This is a genomic window from Pantoea sp. Pa-EAmG (assembly GCF_030024295.1).
Classification (GTDB): domain Bacteria; phylum Pseudomonadota; class Gammaproteobacteria; order Enterobacterales; family Enterobacteriaceae; genus Pantoea; species Pantoea dispersa.
This window is the reverse complement of the sequence record NZ_JASEWO010000113.1, coordinates 1-15,605: the sequence shown is the minus strand read 5'-3', so window position 1 is coordinate 15,605 and position 15,605 is coordinate 1. Positions and strand designations below refer to the sequence as shown.

Here is a 15,605-nt window from a genome sequence, read left to right as displayed (position 1 = left end):
TGAAGTCGATCTGCTTCAGACGCTCTTCGGTGATACCCATATCCGACAGGATGGCGTCAAACTTACGCGCCTTCAGCGCCGGGATCATGCCATCAAACTGGCTCTCGACCCACACGCATTTGGCCTGCATCTGCGCGCACAGCGCATTGCCGAGGTCGATGTCAAACCCGACCAGCTTGCCCTGCGGCGTTTTGGATTCAAAAGGGGGATAAGTAGGATCAACGGCGAATCGCACCTGATCGATTTTTGCCTGAGCGCCGAACGCGCAGCCTGCCAGCACAGCCAGTGCCAGCGTCTGGCGCAGACGGGCGGTAAAACGGGAACTTGCCATAGTTGCGGTCTTCTTTTGTCGTGATGATAAGTTATCGAGAGTACCGCCCAGCGTGGTGTATGGCAATTAGAGTATTATTTTCATCACGTTACCATTGTGCAGTGCGCGGTAATCCTCCACCTGCAGTACCACCGACTTCTCCAGCAGCCCGGCGTTAAAGGCAATTTCGTCGTAGCGCTCGAACAGCAGCGGGTCCACCACCAGCTGTAAATCCGCATGAAAGCTAAACGGTGGAATCGCGCCAAACACGCAGCCGGTCAGCGCATCCACTTCAGCCGGCGAGGCCAGCGATGCGCGACGGCCACCCACGGCGGCTGCCACTTTACTCAGGTCGGCCTGCTGGTCGGCCGGTAGCACCGCCAGCACATGCTGTTTGATGCCGTTGCCCTTGACGTGACACACCAGCGCTTTGGCGCCTTGTCCCACTTCCGTGCCACGAATCGCGGCCACGGCTTCACATTTACCGGTCGCTTCATGCTCCATGAGTCGGTAACGGGCGTTGTGCTGATCGAGCAGGGCGAGCAGTTTTTCATGCGTGGTCATGGAGGTTTCCATTCTGATGAAGCGCAATTGATCGCACTCTTTTGCGAAGTATGCTGCTCAAAATCGAGCCAGAAAGCCCGTTTTGAGCAGCATGGCGCACAATCGTTACTTATGGCGTGCGCGCAGGTTGTTGATGATGGTGCTGAGATCCAGTTCCTGATCCTGCAGCAGCACCAGCAGATGGTACAGCAGGTCGGAGGCTTCGTTAGTCAGTTCATGGCGGTCATTGACGGTAGCGGCCAGTGCGGTCTCAACACCTTCTTCGCCCACCTTCTGTGCAATGCGCTTGGTGCCGCTGGCGTACAGCTTCGCCGTATAGGAGCTGGCCGGATCGGCGCTTTTACGCGAGGCCAGCAGTTGCTCCAGCTGATACAGGAACGTCCAGTCCGGTGCGGCAGGCGAAAAGCAGCTCGAGGTACCGAGATGGCAGGTGGGGCCAATCGGATTGGCCAGCACCAGCAGCGTGTCGTTATCGCAATCCGGCGTGATGCTGACCACTTTGAGGAAGTGGCCCGACGTTTCGCCTTTGGTCCATAAACGGTTTTTGGTGCGGGAGAAGAAGGTGACGTTGCCGTCGGCCAGCGTCTTGTGCAGCGCGTCCTCGTTCATATAACCGTGCATCAGCACTTCGCCGGAGACGTTGTGCTGGACGATGACGGGCATCATGCCCGCGGTTTTGGCCCAGTCCAGTCTGGCCAGTTGTTCTGCAGTTAACACGCGCGAATCTCCACACCGTTGTCGATCAGGAAGTTTTTCAACTCGCCGATATTGATAATTTGTTTGTGAAACACCGAAGCCGCCAGCGCGCCGTCGACGTTTGCCTGCTCAAAGGCTTCGAGGAAGTGCGCCATGGTTCCTGCGCCACCGGAGGCGATCAGCGGCACCTTACACACGTCACGCACCTTCTTCAGCTGCACCAGGTCGTAGCCGTTACGCACGCCGTCCTGGTTCATCATATTCAGTACGATCTCGCCAGCGCCCAGCTTCTGCACTTCCTCTACCCAGTCCAGCGTTTCCCACTGGGTAACGCGGGTGCGCGCTTCGTCGCCGGTGTACTGATTGACGTGATACTTGCCGCTGGCTTCATCAAACCAGGTATCGATGCCGACCACGATGCACTGCACGCCGAAGCGGTCCGCAAGCCGGGTAATCAGCGTCGGATCGGCCAGCGCGGGTGAGTTGATAGAGATCTTGTCTGCGCCAAACTGCAGAATGCGCGCCGCATCTTCCGGGGTTTTGATGCCCCCGGCGACGCAGAATGGAATATCGATCACTTCCGCCACGCGCGATACCCAGCTTTTATCCACCACGCGGCCGTCGGAAGAGGCGGTGATATCGTAAAACACCAGTTCATCAGCGCCTTCCTGGGCATAGCGCTGCGCCAGCGGGACGATGTCGCCAATGATTTCGTGGTTGCGGAACTGCACGCCTTTCACTACTTGCCCGTCACGCACGTCCAGACAGGGGATTATCCGTTTTGCCAGCATGCAATTGCCTCCGCTACCGTAAATTTATCTTCCAGCAGGGCGCGACCGACAATCACACCCTGCGCACCGCTGCCGCGCAGGGCAGCGATATCATCCAGTGAACCGATGCCGCCGGAAGACTGAAACGCGATGTCCGGAAACGCCTGGGACACTTCCTGATACAGCGCCACGTTGGAGCCGCTCAGCGTGCCGTCGCGCGAAATATCAGTGCACAGAACATGTTTCAGGCCCACCGGCTGATACCAGCCAATCACCTCTTCCAGCGTCACGCCTGCCGCTTCCTGCCAGCCGCTGATCGCCACGTCTTTGCGATTGCTGGCGTCAATGCGCACGTCAAGCGCCAGCACAATGGCGTCGGCACCGAATTCGCTGAACCAGCTTTTCACTTCTTCCGGCTGCTTCACTGCGGTGGAGCCAACCACCACGCGCGTGGCGCCGGCTGCCAGCAGGGCGGCCACATCGTCACGATGACGAATACCGCCGCCAACCTGCACCGGCACGCTGACGCCGCGTAAAAGCGTGGTTAGCAGCGGGATCTGGCGCTTTGCCGGGTCTTTCGCCCCGGTCAAATCCACCAGATGTAACACTTCCGCGCCCTGGCGTTCATAATCCTGCAGGCGCGGCAGGGGATCGTTGCCGTAATCGCGCTGCTGGCCGTAGTCGCCCTGATGCAGGCGCACCACTTTGCCGTCGATCAAATCTAATGCGGGGATAATCATCACATCTCCAGGAAGTTTTTCAGCAGCTGCGCGCCGGCTTTACCCGAGCGCTCCGGATGGAACTGCACGCCGAAGAAGTTATCTTTCTGCAGGGCGGCGGTGAACGGCAGGCCATAGTCGCACTGGGCGATGGTGGCGGCATTCACCGGCATGGCGTAGCTGTGCACAAAGTAGAAGTAGCTGCCGTCCGGAATGTTGCGGAACAGGTGATTGCCGGCCTGCGCGGTGATCTGGTTCCAGCCCATGTGTGGCAGCGGTAAACCCTGGGTATCCATCAGCGATACCGGCTCATCAACGATGCCCAGCGTGCTGACGCCGCCGTTCTCATCGCTGCCGCGTCCGAGCAGCTGCATGCCGAGACAGATGCCGAGCACCGGCTGGGTGCAGGCTTTCACCAGCTCGATCAGATCGCGCTCCTGCAGCTGGTCCATCGCCGCCCGTGCGGTACCGACGCCGGGCAGAAACAGTTTGTCGGCGCGCAGCACCACGTCCGGATCGCGGCTCACCGCGGGCGTGTAGCCAAGGCGCTCAATCGCCCACTTAACTGAAGAGAGGTTGGCGCAGCCGGTATCAAGAATCACCACGTTCATTACAGCACTCCTTTCGAGCTCGGCAGGGTGTTGCCCTCAACGCGAATCGCCTGACGCAGCGTGCGGCCAAAGGCTTTGAACAGGCTTTCTACGCGGTGATGATCGTTGCGGCCTTTGGTTTTCAGGTGCAGCGTGCTCATCATGGCGTACGACAGCGAGCGGAAGAAGTGCTCGACCATTTCGGTGCTCAGGTCGCCAACGCGCTGGTAGCTGAACTCGGCTTTGTATTCGAGGTGCGGACGGCCGGAGATATCCAGCGCGCAGCGCGCCAGGCACTCATCCATCGGCAACACGAAGCCGAAGCGGCCGATGCCGCGCTTGTCGCCCAGCGCCTTCAGCAGTGCTTCGCCCAGCGCCAGGCCGGTGTCTTCTACCGTGTGGTGATCGTCGATATACAGGTCGCCTTTCACCTCAATGTTCATGCGGAAGCCGCCGTGCACGGCGATCTGATCCAGCATGTGATCAAAGAAGCCGACGCCGGTGTTAATTTTGCTGCCGCCTTCGCGATCCAGCCACACTTCCACTTTAATCTGCGTCTCTTTGGTGTTGCGGTTCACCAGCGCGTGACGATCGCGTTTGGTCAGGCGCGCCTGAATCGCGTCCCAGTCTTTGCCTTCCGCACCGTAGCGCAGGCCCTGAATGCCCATGTTCTGCGCCAGCTGGATGTCGGTCAGACGGTCGCCAATCACATAGCTGTTGGCGGTATCCAGCGCGCCGTCGGCCAGCCAGGCTTCGACCATTTTGGTCTTTGGCTTACGGCAGTCGCAGTTCTCTTCCGGCAGATGCGGGCAGATCAGGATGTCGCTGAAGTTCACGCCCTGTGAGCGCAGGATCTGCATCATCAGGTTGTGCGGGCCGTCAAAATCGGCCTGTGGGAAGCGCTCAGTGCCGAGGCCGTCCTGGTTGGTGATCATCACCAGCTGATAACCCGCCTCCTGCAGCGCCAGCAGGGCCGGGATGGCGTTCTTCTCAAACGCCAGCTTCTCCATACGGTCCACCTGAAAATCCGTCGGCGGCTCAGAGATGAGGGTGCCATCGCGGTCGATAAAAAGGATCTTCTGACTCATGCTTGCTCCACAGATAAGGCTTGCAGCGCGGCGATCAGGCGCTCGCACTCTTCACGGGTGCCGATGGAGATGCGCAGACATCCCGCCAGGCCAGGGTTTTTGTTTTGGTCGCGCAGAATAATGCCCTGATCCCACAGCGTTTTAAACACTTTTGGCGAGTCGATGAAGCGCGCCAGAATATAGTTGGTTTCGCTCGGGAAGACCTGCTGCACGACGCTCAGCTGCGGCAGTTGTTCGCACAGCCAGGCGCGGTTGTCGTTAAGCTGCTGCGCGTGCTGACGCATCAGCGCGATGCCTTGCTCGCTCAGCGCCTGCGCCGCCACGTCGGCCACCGGCGTCGCCAGCGGGTAAGGTGCAATCACCTTCAGCAGCAGATCGATCACCGGCTTGTTGGCCAGCATAAAGCCGCAGCGCAGGCCAGCCAGCGCAAAGGCTTTCGACAGCGTGCGCAGAATCACCAGGTGCGGGAACTCCTGCAGCCAGCCGGCCAGCGTTGCTTGCGGGCAGAACTCGATATAGGCTTCGTCGGCCACCACCAGCGCTTTGCCGGCGGTCATCGCCAGCAGCTGGCGGATGTCATCCTGATCAATCAGATTGCCGGTCGGGTTGTTCGGGCTGCACATGTACACCACTTTCACGCCGTCCAGCTGGTCCGCGATGGCGGGCAGGTTGAGCTGCCAGTTGTCCAGTGCCGGCACGGTGCGGTACTCAATACCGATGGTTTCGGCGCTGACGCTGTACATGCCGTAGGTCGGCGGGCAGAACAGAATGGCGTCTTTGCCCGGTTCGCAGAAGGCGCGCATCAGCAGCTCAATCCCTTCATCCGCCCCGCGGCTCACCAGCACCTGCTCCGGCTGAACGCCGGCATAGGCGGCATAGCGCGAAATGACTAATTTGGGCTGGCACTCCGGATAGCGGTTCAGCGTCTGCTGCGACAGTTCAAACGGCACCGGCAGCGGAAATTCGTTCGCATTCAGCCATACGTCACCGTTGCCACCGAGGCGACGAGCAGACTGATAGGGCGTCAGCGCGCGCACGTTGGCGCGGGCTAAATCTTCAACGTTGTTGCTCATGCTTGCTCCTTCAGGGCGGCGACGCGCAGGGTCACGGCATTTTTGTGCGCGTCCAGCTGTTCCGCGGCGGCGAGGGTTTCAATGGTGGCGGCGAGGTTGAGGAAGCCCTGTGGCGTCAGCTCCTGTACCGTCATGCGTTTCTGGAAATCGGCCAGCCCAAGGCTGGAGCAGGTCGCGGTGTAGCCGTAGGTCGGCAGCACGTGATTGGTGCCGGAGGCATAATCACCGGCGGATTCCGGCGACCAGTCGCCGAGGAACACCGAACCGGCGCTGGTAATTTCCTCAACCAGCGCGCGCGGCTGGCGCGTCTGAATAATCAGGTGCTCCGGGCCGTACTGATTGGAGATTTTCACGCACTGCGCCAGATCCTGCGCCACGATCAGGCGGCTGCTCTCCAGCGCCTGACGGGCCGTAGCGGCACGCGGCAGCTGCGCCAGCTGTTGTTCAACCGCCAGCGCCACGGCGTCGGCCAGTTGCCGCGAAGGCGTCAGCAGAATCACCTGAGAATCCGGACCGTGTTCGGCCTGCGACAGCAAATCGGAGGCGACAAACGCTGGCGTCGCGCCTTCGTCGGCAATCACCAGCACTTCAGACGGACCGGCAGGCATGTCGATCGCCGCGCCGTCGAGACGCTGGCTGACCTGACGTTTCGCTTCGGTCACGTACGCGTTGCCCGGGCCAAAAATCTTGTCCACTTTCGGCACGCTTTCTGTGCCGAAGGCGAGGGCGGCAATCGCCTGCGCGCCGCCGACCTGAAACACTTCCTGCACGCCGCACAGCTGCGCCGCATACAGAATTTCATCGGCAATTGGCGGCGGCGAGCACAGCACCACGCGGCCACAGCCAGCGATGCGCGCCGGCGTTGCCAGCATCAGCACGGTAGAGAACAGCGGCGCCGAGCCGCCAGGAATATACAGGCCGACCGATTTCACCGGACGGGTGATCTGCTGGCAGCGCACGCCCGGCTGGGTTTCCACGTCCACCGGCGGCAGAATCTGCGCGTTGTGGAAGGTTTCGATATTCGCCATGGCGTCTGCCATCGCCTGCTTTAAGCTGTCGCTCAGCCGCTCGCCGGCCGCCTGCATCTCAGCGGCGGACACGCGCAGATTCTCCACCTGGGCTTTGTCGAAGCGCGCGCTGAACGCCCGCAGTGCCGCGTCGCCCTGCTGTTTTACCTGCACCAGCACGTCCTGCACGGTGGCGCTGATGCTGGCCGATGCCGAGATTGCCGGACGCTGCAGCAGCGCCTGCTGCTGTTCGGCACTGCACGCCTGCCAGTCGATAGGTTGCATGATTGCGCTCATCGGTTACTCCAGCATTTTTTCAATTGGCAGCACGAGGATCGAACTGGCGCCCAGCGCCTTTAGTTTTTCCATGGTTTCCCAGAACAGCGTTTCGCTGCTCACCATGTGCATCGCCACGCGGCTCACTTCACCGGCCAGCGGCAGCACGGTAGGGCGCTCGGCACCCGGCAGCAGGGCGATAACTTCTTCCAGCCGCTCGCTCGGCGCGTGCAGCATGATGTATTTGGATTCACGCGCTTTAATCACGCCCTGGATACGCGTCATCAGCGTATCCACCAGCTGCTGTTTCGCCGCTGGCAGTTCGCCGTCGCGCTGAATCAGCACCGCTTTGGAGCGGTAAATCACCTCGACTTCACGCAGGCCGTTAGCTTCCAGCGTGGCGCCGGTGGACACCAGGTCGCAAATGGCATCGGCCAGACCGGCGCGCGGTGCCACTTCAACGGAGCCGTTCAGCAGGCAGGATTTAAACGCGATGCCTTGTTTATCGAGGTATTTTTTCAGCAGGTGCGGGTAAGAGGTGGCGATACGGGCATTATTCAGGCATTGCGGACCGGTGTACTCGGCATCCACTGGCATTGCCAGTGACAGGCGGCAACCGCCGAAATCGAGGCGGCGCAGCGTAAAGTAGCGCGGGTCTTCGCCCTGCGCGCGGCGCGTCAGCAGCTCCTCTTCCAGCACGTTTTCACCAACGATACCGAGGTCGACCACGCCATCCATCACCAGACCAGGGATATCGTCATCGCGCACGCGCAGGATGTCGATTGGCATGTTCTCCGCAAACGCAATCAGACGCTGCTGCTGAAGGTTAATTTTAATACCGCAGCGTGCCAGCAGTTCGCGTGATTCATCACTCAAACGGCCAGATTTCTGCATAGCTATGCGTAAACGGGTGTTATCTAACATGGTTCCTGTCCTCTTATTCAATCCTGTCTGAAGCGTATCGGGTTGCGTTCGCCCATAAAAAAACCCCCGGAAGATGATCTTCCGGGGGCTCTCTTTGCGTTCGCACCACTGGAAGATCCTAATCGTCTCCCAGCACACATCGCCTGAAAGACTAGTCAGGATGATGGTGATGATGGTGGTTGAACTGAACGCGTGTCATAGTAAATTCCGTTGCTGAATGAGTATTCATTTGCGTGCTGATTAACCTAACGAAGATGGCGGCGCTTGGCAACCCTTTTTTAACGTCAGTTTTCGCAACCTTCGGCAACAGTTTGCGCTGGTCTGGCTGACGCGCTGGCACTAAGATGGGGTGTCTTAGCGCGGGAGAGCAGGAGTCGATATGAAAAAGGTGGCGATTGTAGGTCTGGGATGGCTGGGAATGCCGCTGGCGATGGCGCTGTCAGCGCGCGGCTGGCAGGTGACCGGCAGCAAAACCTCACCGGACGGCGTCGATGCGGCGCGCCGCTGTGGGATTGATGCGTTTCAGCTGGTGCTGTCACCGGAGCTGGAGTGTGAAGCAGACGATTTGGCCGCGCTGATGGCGGTGGATGCGCTGGTGGTGACGCTGCCCGCCAGCCGCACCGTGCAGGGCGGCGAAGATTACATGCAGGCGGTGCAGAATGTGGTTGATACCGCGCTGGCGAATAAAGTGCCGCGCATCATCTTTACCAGCTCTACCTCGGTGTACGGCAGCGGCGACGGCGTGAGAAAAGAGAGCAGTGCGCTGCAGCCGGAGACGGTAGCGGGCAAAACGCTGGTGGAGCTGGAAAACTGGCTGCATGACCTGCCGGGCACCAGCGTGGATATTGTGCGTCTCGCCGGACTGGTCGGCCCGAATCGTCATCCGGGGCGTTTCCTCGCCGGTAAAACCAACCTGGAAAACGGAGCGCACGCGGTGAATCTGGTGCATCTTGATGATGTGGTCGACGCGATTGTGCTGCTGCTGCAAACGCCAAAAGGCGGGCACGTTTACAACCTGTGCGCCCCGAAACATCCGTCACGCGACAGCTTTTACCCGAGCGTGTCGAAGCAGTTAGGCCTGGTGCCACCGACGTTTGTTGCCGAGCCAGTGCGCGCCAGCGGCAAGGTGATTGACGGTTCGAAGATTTGTCACGAGCTGGGGTTTGAGTACAGCTACGATGACCCGATGAAGATGCCGCTGGAGTAGGGGCGGTGCGGGGTTGCCCTCACCCTAACCCTCTCCCGCCCGCGGGAGAGGGAACCGCCCGAGCGTTTATTTCGCTGGTTTCGTCACTTTGACAAACGGCAGCATTAACCTCAGACAGATGATCTCACGGCCATTCTCCTTCTCCATACAGATGAACGCACTGTCATTCTCCCTCTCTATGCAGATGAACGCACCATCATTCTCCCTCTCCCCGTGGGAGAGGGCCGGGGTGAGGGCAGCAAACCGCACCCACCTAAACCCCCAGCCGATCCCTTAACGCATACCAGGCCGCGCCCATCGCCGTCAGTGGCACCTTAAAGCGTCTTCCGCCGGGAAACGGCAGGTGCGGCAGCTTCGCAAACGCATCAAATCGCTCTGCATGGCCGCGCAGCACTTCGGCAATCAGCTTGCCGGAGAGGTGCGTGCAGGTCACACCGTGTCCGCTATCGCCCTGCATAAAGAACACATTCTTCTCCAGCTGACCAAACTGCGGCATGCGCGACAGCGTGAGCAGGAAGTTACCGCTCCAGCGATGGCTAATCTTCACGTCGCGCAACTGTGGAAAGGTGCGCAGCAGCTTGGGACGGATCAGCGCTTCAATGTCTTCCGGCTCGCGCGCGCCGTACACCACGCCGCCGCCGTACAGCAGGCGGTTGTCGGCGGTCAGGCGAAAATAATCCAGCAGGTAATTACAATCTTCCACGCAGTGGTTATTTGGCATCAGTCCCAGCGCCTGATCGCGGCTCAGCGGCTCGGTGGTGACGATCTGCGAGCCACACGGCATGCTTTTGCGTCCCAGTCGCGGTTCCAGCTGAGACGGCAGATAGGCGTTGCCGGCAAAAATCACAAACGTAGCGCTGACCTCGCCCTGTGCGGTTTTAACCCGGTTGGGTGCGCCGTAGGTCACTGCCAGCGCCGCAGACTGCTCATATATACGGCCGCCGTGCCGGCGAATCGCTTCGGCTTCACCCAACGCCAGATTGAGCGGGTGCAGATGGCCGCCGCGCCGGTCCAGCAGGCCGCCGACGTAACGGTCGGTGGCCACTTCACGGCGGATACCGCGCTCGTCCAGCAGCTCCAGATCGCTGTTGCCGTAACGCGCCCAGCTGGCCTGCTGGCTGCGCAGATGCCCCATCTGGCGCTGATTGAGGGCTGCGAAAATGCCGCCGGGACGATAGTCGCAGGCGATGGCGTAACGATCGATGCGGTCGCGGATAATCTCCGCCCCTTCGAACATCATGCTGCCCAGCATCTGCGCAGTCTGTTTGCCGTAGCGCTGCTCAATCACATCGACATCGCGACTGTAAGAATTCACCACCTGGCCGCCGTTGCGGCCGCTGGCGCCGAAGCCGATGCGGGCCGCTTCCAGCACCACCACATCGTAACCGGCTTCGGTAAGAAACAGCGCGGAAGAGAGTCCGGTAAACCCGCCGCCGATGATGCAGACGTCACACTGAATGCTCTCCTGCAGCTGCGGCCACGGCGCGTGCGCGTTGGCGGTCGCGGCGTAATAACTTTGCACGTGGTGCATCATAACCTCCTGTAGCGCGTGAACTCAGAAATTGGCGGGCGTATGCGCGCTGACAATGCGACACGGCTGATCTGACGTATTGGTAAAACTGTGCGGCAAACCGGTATCAATCACGTAGCTTTCGCCGCGGTTAAGGTGATAACTCTGACCGTTCACCACCAGGGTGATTTCTCCCTCCAGCACCGTGCCGGTCTCTTCCCCGGGATGGCGCAGCTTTTCACCGGTACTGGCCCCCGGCTCGTAGCGCTCCAGCAGCATTGCCAGCGCACGCTTCGCCGCACCGTTATCAATCAGCTGTAAAGAAACACCGAGGCTGCCGATTTCAACGCAATCATCCGGGCGCACGATGATGCGCGGCGTGGCATTCACTTTCGGCTCCGAGAAAAACTCTGACAGCGACAGCCCATACACTTTGAGTAGCTTTTGTAACGTGCTGACTGCCGGGCTGACTTTATCCTGCTCAATGGTGCTGATAGCGCTGTGTGTTAAACCTGACAACTCAGCGACGCGACGCTGAGACAATCCCAACTCCTGCCGGATTTGCGATAAGCGTCGTCCGGGCGCCAGAGTGGCATCATTCATGGCTGCTTTTCCTTGTGATAACGTGCTGCGGCGTGGATAAAGGCCTCGAATAAACGGCGCGAGACCGGATCGCGATCGGATTGCCACTCCGGATGCCATTGCACCGCCAGCGCAAACGGATGCTGGCGCAGGCTGACGGCTTCGATCAGGCCATCCGGTGCGCGGGCTTCAATGCGTAACTGCGGGCCAGGCTCGCGGATGCCCTGGCCGTGCAGCGAATTGACCGCGAACGCAGCAGCGCTGCCCAGCAGCTGGCTCAGCAGGCCATCGGGTTCGGGCTGCACCAGATGCGCCGGCGCGTACTGTTGCTCCAGCGGCTGGCTGTCATCTTCGCGGTGCTCCTGAAACAGGTGCGTCTGATGCAGCTGGCGATGCAGCGCGCCGCCGTTGGCAACCACCAGCTCCTGCAAACCGCGGCAGATGCCCAGCATTGGCATCTTTTTCCCGCTGGCGTGGGTGATAAGCGCAAAGGACAAGCGGTCACGCGACGGATCGGCATGCGCTTCATGACCTTCTTCACCGTAATGCCAGGGTTCAATATTGCTTGGACTGCCGGTGAGCAAAATGCCGTCCAGCAGCGTCATACTGTTTTCTAATAGCTGCGGCGCGTGCATCAGCTGATGCGGTAAAGGCAGCGGCACGCCACCGGCCAGCACCACGGCGTCGAGGTATTTGTTATGCACGGTCTGCCCAACGTGGTTGCCGATGGGGTTCTGGCACATCACTACGCCAATCAAAGGCTTGTCAAAAATAATGCCCATTACGTCACCACGCTGCTGTTCAATATTTTCGCCGGTTTTGCGCACTAAGTAGAAAAAGTGTGCAATATATTGTCAATCTAGCAACCGTCTGGTTGTTCTTCAAACAGAATTGTTACATTTGCACACCATTTGCGTTAGAGCTATGTTAGAGGTGTGGCTGTTATTTTGAGCATGTGCAAACCATCTTAAACGGTATAGGGCGGGTGGGAAGATGACGAACCTCGTGGAAGTAGAAGACTTCACGCGACACAGTGAAGAAAAACGAACCAGCGCGTTCCAGCTGGAGGTGAAAACCTGGCTGGAACGCCATCCGGAAACGCAGTATGTCGATATTCTGTTAAACGATCTCAACGGGGTATTTCGCGGTAAACGCATTCCCGTCTCCGCGTTAGCTAAGCTGGAAAAAGGGTGTTACTTTCCGGCCTCGGTTTTCGCCATGGACATTCTCGGCAACACCGTCGAGGAAGCCGGCCTCGGACAGGCGCTCGGCGAACCTGATAACCTCTGCATACCGGTCCCCGGGACCTTAATTCCTTCCGCCTCTGACCCGCAACGCATCGCCCAGCTGCTGCTGACCATGTGCGACCAAGATGGCACTCCCTTTGACGTTGAACCCCGAAACGTGCTGAACCGGCTGTGGCAACAGCTGCGCAATCGCGGTCTGTTTCCGGTGGTAGCGGTAGAGCTGGAGTTCTATCTGGTGGACAAAAAGCGCGATGCCGAAGGCTATATTCAGCCGCCGTGTGCGCCGGGTAGCGAAGAGCGCAACATGCAGAGTCAGGTGTATTCGCTGGATAATCTCGACCATTTCGCCGATGTACTGCGCGATATCGACGCGCTGGCGAAACTGCAGAATATCCCCGCCGACGGCGCGCTGGCGGAAGCCTCGCCGGGCCAGTTCGAAATCAACCTGCACCATACGCGCGATATCCTCAAAGCCTGTGACGACGCCATTCTGCTGAAGCGGCTGGTGCGTCAGGTGGCAGAAAATCACGGCATGACCGCCACGTTTATGGCCAAGCCGTATGAGGAGTATGCGGGCAGCGGCATGCACGTACACATCAGTATGCTGGATGCCGCCGACCACAACGCCTTTGCGCTGGATGATGGCAGCGATTCGCCGCTGCTGAAGCGGGCGCTGGCTGGCATGATCGATCTGATGCCGGCATCAATGGCACTGCTGGCGCCCAACGTCAATGCGTTTCGCCGCTTCCTGCCGGAGGCGTTTGTGCCGCTGCAGGCGTCATGGGGACACAATAACCGCACGGTGGCGCTGCGCATTCCCTGCGGCGATGTAGAAAACCATCGCGTCGAGTACCGTGTGGCGGGTGCCGATGCCAATCCGTATCTGGTGGTGTCAGCAATTATTGCCGGTATCTTGCACGGTCTGGATAATCAGCTACCCTTACCGCATCCGGTGAAGGGCAATGGCCACGAGGCGGAAGGGCTGGAACTGCCGATTCGCCAGAGCGATGCGCTGTATGAGTTTGAAAACAGCTATCCGCTGCAAAAGCTGCTCGGCGAGCGTTTCAGCGGCGTGTGGCACAGCTGCAAACAGTATGAGCTGCGCGAGTTTGAACGGCTGATCACCGCCACGGAAATTGACTGGATGTTAAAGAACGCCTGACCGACAGAAGAATTGATCCAACATCTTGTGTCGATGGCCTAAGTTGGGGCAAAATACGCGCCCTGCAAAAGACAAAACATAACCGACGCTTATTACGTCGGTTATTTTTTTGCATGGTGCTTTCACTACATGAACGAGGCCGGACACGCATCCGGATAGATAGACACTGAAACACGCTTGTGCGTGAGATTTGAGGAACAAAGATGGGACTGTTTACAATTGCACCAGCGCAGGCTGGTTCTCGCTTCCGTGATGATTATGGCGCGGCGACAATCGCAAACACTAATATCACTTCTCACTGCAGCACATTGCGCAGTATCCCTGTGGTACAACTGAACTCAGTTGTTGCTGTAGGGGGCCTGAACAATGTCGCTTAATACCTCTGCCGCACCACAGCGTGCACATCTGAAAAAATCTCTGACTCTGATCCCGGTCGTCATGATGGGCCTGGCGTATATGCAGCCAATGACCCTGTTTGATACCTTCGGCATCGTGTCAGGCCTCACCGACGGTCACGTCGCCACCGCTTATGCTTTCGCGCTGATCGCGATACTGTTTACTGCCGTGAGCTACGGCAAGCTGGTACGCCGCTTCCCATCTGCGGGCTCCGCTTACACCTATGCTCAGAAGGCTATCAGTCCGCACGTCGGCTTTATGGTGGGCTGGTCATCACTGCTGGACTATCTGTTCATGCCGATGATCAACATCCTGCTGGCGAAAAGCTACTTTGAGTCGCTGGTGCCGGGCATTCCGTCGTGGATTTTCGTGGTGCTGCTGGTGGCGTTTATGACCATCTCCAACCTGCGTGGGATCAAAACCGTGGCCAACTTCAACAGCGTCATTGTGGTGCTGCAGGTAGTGGTGATGGCAGTGATCACCGGTATGGTGGTGTATGGTGTGGCACACGGTATTGGCGCCGGTACGCTGACCAGCACTAAGCCGTTCTGGTCGGAAAATGCGCAGGTGGTACCGATGATTACCGGTGCAACCATTCTGTGCTTCTCGTTCCTTGGCTTTGACGGTATCAGCTCGCTGTCGGAAGAGACCAAAGATGCCGAGCGCACCATTCCACGCGCGATTTTCCTGACCGCGCTGATTGGTGGGGTGATCTTTATTGGCGTCTCGTACTTCCTGCAGCTGTATTTCCCGGATATCTCGCGTTTCCAGAATCCGGACTCTTCACAGCCGGAAATCATGCTGTTCGTGGCGGGTAAAGCGCTGCAGATCGGCATTCTGATTTTCTCGGTGGTGACGGTGCTGGCCAGCGGCATGGCGGCACACGCCGGCGTTTCGCGTCTGATGTACGTGATGGGCCGTGACGGTGTATTCCCGCAGCGTTTCTTTGGCTTCGTGCATCCGAAATTCCGCACGCCGTCGCTGAACGTGCTGCTGGTTGGTGCGGTAGCGCTGCTGGCGATCAACTTCGACCTGGTCACCGCAACGGCGCTGATTAACTTCGGTGCGCTGGTGGCGTTCACCTTTGTGAACCTGTCGGTGATTGCCCAGTTCTGGATTCGTGAGAAGCGTAACAAGACGCTGAAAGACCACCTCAACTATCTGGTGCTGCCCATCATGGGTGCGCTGACGGTGGGTGCGCTGTGGATCAACCTGGAAGAGACCTCAATGGTGCTCGGCCTGGTGTGGGCGGCGATTGGTATTGTTTACCTGGCGTTTGTGACCCGCACGTTCCGCAATCCGGTACCGCAGTTTAGCGAAGAGGTGTAAGGCTTTTCCCTCACCCTAACCCTCTCCCGCCCGCGGGAGAGGGAACCGCCCGAGCGTGTGTCAGGTATCAGCCCAGTAGCTGTACCAGAACGCACTATACCTCTCCCTCTCCCCGTGGGAGAGGGAACCGCCCGAGCGTGTGTCAGGTATCAGCC

At 59.2% G+C, this 15,605-nt stretch carries 17 protein-coding genes and 1 other annotated feature; of the genes, 3 read left to right on the top strand and 14 right to left on the bottom strand.

Annotated elements, in window-relative coordinates; translation table 11 throughout:
• From QMM04_RS15085 to hisL, 11 genes are all read right to left on the bottom strand, one after another.
• Positions 1-331 (bottom strand): transporter substrate-binding domain-containing protein (locus QMM04_RS15085; RefSeq protein ID WP_282996453.1); only part of this gene is annotated, 331 nt, incomplete at its 3' end.
• Positions 332-397: 66 nt separating this feature from the next.
• Positions 398-874: a YbaK/prolyl-tRNA synthetase associated domain-containing protein gene (locus tag QMM04_RS15080; RefSeq protein ID WP_072209928.1), complete on the bottom strand. Its 477-nt coding sequence runs from the start codon at positions 872-874 to the stop codon at positions 398-400.
• Positions 875-979: 105 nt separating this feature from the next.
• The gene (gene hisIE, locus QMM04_RS15075; RefSeq protein ID WP_021509350.1) at positions 980-1,591 is read right to left on the bottom strand and encodes a bifunctional phosphoribosyl-AMP cyclohydrolase/phosphoribosyl-ATP diphosphatase HisIE; all 612 of its coding nucleotides are present in this window, start codon (positions 1,589-1,591) and stop codon (positions 980-982) included.
• Positions 1,585-2,361 carry an imidazole glycerol phosphate synthase subunit HisF gene (hisF, locus tag QMM04_RS15070; protein WP_021509351.1) on the bottom strand — a complete coding sequence of 259 codons (777 nt, stop codon included), beginning with the start codon at positions 2,359-2,361 and terminating at the stop codon, positions 1,585-1,587. Before hisF ends, hisIE begins: the two co-directional genes overlap by 7 nt.
• Positions 2,343-3,080 (bottom strand): 1-(5-phosphoribosyl)-5-[(5-phosphoribosylamino)methylideneamino]imidazole-4-carboxamide isomerase, encoded by a 738-nt coding sequence (hisA, locus tag QMM04_RS15065; protein ID WP_058771091.1) that lies wholly within the window; start codon positions 3,078-3,080, stop codon positions 2,343-2,345. The genes hisF and hisA overlap by 19 nt, the downstream gene beginning before the upstream one ends.
• On the bottom strand, positions 3,080-3,670 hold the full coding sequence (hisH, locus tag QMM04_RS15060; protein WP_021509353.1) for an imidazole glycerol phosphate synthase subunit HisH: 591 nt from the start codon (positions 3,668-3,670) through the stop codon (positions 3,080-3,082). The genes hisA and hisH overlap by 1 nt, the downstream gene beginning before the upstream one ends.
• A complete protein-coding gene (gene hisB / locus QMM04_RS15055) occupies positions 3,670-4,737 on the bottom strand; it encodes a bifunctional histidinol-phosphatase/imidazoleglycerol-phosphate dehydratase HisB (protein WP_282996452.1) in 1,068 nt (355 codons plus the stop codon). Before hisB ends, hisH begins: the two co-directional genes overlap by 1 nt.
• Positions 4,734-5,810: a histidinol-phosphate transaminase gene (hisC, locus tag QMM04_RS15050; protein WP_282996451.1), complete on the bottom strand. Its 1,077-nt coding sequence runs from the start codon at positions 5,808-5,810 to the stop codon at positions 4,734-4,736. Before hisC ends, hisB begins: the two co-directional genes overlap by 4 nt.
• On the bottom strand, positions 5,807-7,114 hold the full coding sequence (gene hisD, locus QMM04_RS15045; protein ID WP_282996450.1) for a histidinol dehydrogenase: 1,308 nt from the start codon (positions 7,112-7,114) through the stop codon (positions 5,807-5,809). Before hisD ends, hisC begins: the two co-directional genes overlap by 4 nt.
• Positions 7,115-7,117: 3 nt before the next feature.
• Positions 7,118-8,017: an ATP phosphoribosyltransferase gene (hisG, locus tag QMM04_RS15040; RefSeq protein ID WP_031280070.1), complete on the bottom strand. Its 900-nt coding sequence runs from the start codon at positions 8,015-8,017 to the stop codon at positions 7,118-7,120.
• Positions 8,018-8,071: 54 nt separating this feature from the next.
• Positions 8,072-8,193 (bottom strand) — a sequence feature (His leader region).
• Entirely contained in the window at positions 8,169-8,216 is a 48-nt protein-coding gene (hisL, locus tag QMM04_RS15035; protein ID WP_100396937.1) for a his operon leader peptide, read from the bottom strand. (Overlaps the previous feature by 25 nt.)
• A 180-nt stretch (positions 8,217-8,396) precedes the next feature.
• On the opposite strand from hisL, the gene QMM04_RS15030 reads away from it, so the two are divergent.
• Positions 8,397-9,224: an SDR family oxidoreductase gene (locus QMM04_RS15030; protein WP_058757317.1), complete on the top strand. Its 828-nt coding sequence runs from the start codon at positions 8,397-8,399 to the stop codon at positions 9,222-9,224.
• A 253-nt stretch (positions 9,225-9,477) separates the two neighbouring features.
• Here the strand turns inward: QMM04_RS15030 and QMM04_RS15025 are convergent, their stop codons facing one another.
• Genes QMM04_RS15025 through puuD form a run of 3 tightly spaced genes read right to left on the bottom strand, consistent with a single transcriptional unit; the run spans position 9,478 to position 12,098 of the window.
• A complete protein-coding gene (locus QMM04_RS15025; RefSeq protein ID WP_166719730.1) occupies positions 9,478-10,758 on the bottom strand; it encodes an FAD-binding oxidoreductase in 1,281 nt (426 codons plus the stop codon).
• Positions 10,759-10,779: 21 nt separating this feature from the next.
• A complete protein-coding gene (gene puuR, locus QMM04_RS15020) occupies positions 10,780-11,337 on the bottom strand; it encodes an HTH-type transcriptional regulator PuuR (protein ID WP_031280073.1) in 558 nt (185 codons plus the stop codon).
• On the bottom strand, positions 11,334-12,098 hold the full coding sequence (gene puuD, locus QMM04_RS15015; RefSeq protein WP_021509363.1) for a gamma-glutamyl-gamma-aminobutyrate hydrolase: 765 nt from the start codon (positions 12,096-12,098) through the stop codon (positions 11,334-11,336). The genes puuR and puuD overlap by 4 nt, the downstream gene beginning before the upstream one ends.
• A gap of 211 nt (positions 12,099-12,309) precedes the next feature.
• Here puuD and QMM04_RS15010 point away from each other — a divergent pair, with 211 nt between their 5' ends.
• Entirely contained in the window at positions 12,310-13,725 is a 1,416-nt protein-coding gene (locus QMM04_RS15010; protein ID WP_021509364.1) for a glutamine synthetase family protein, read from the top strand.
• 366 nt (positions 13,726-14,091) lie between these two features.
• Positions 14,092-15,450, top strand: coding sequence for an APC family permease (locus QMM04_RS15005; protein ID WP_058757322.1), 1,359 nt, complete (start codon positions 14,092-14,094; stop codon positions 15,448-15,450).
• Positions 15,451-15,605 lie beyond the last annotated feature (155 nt).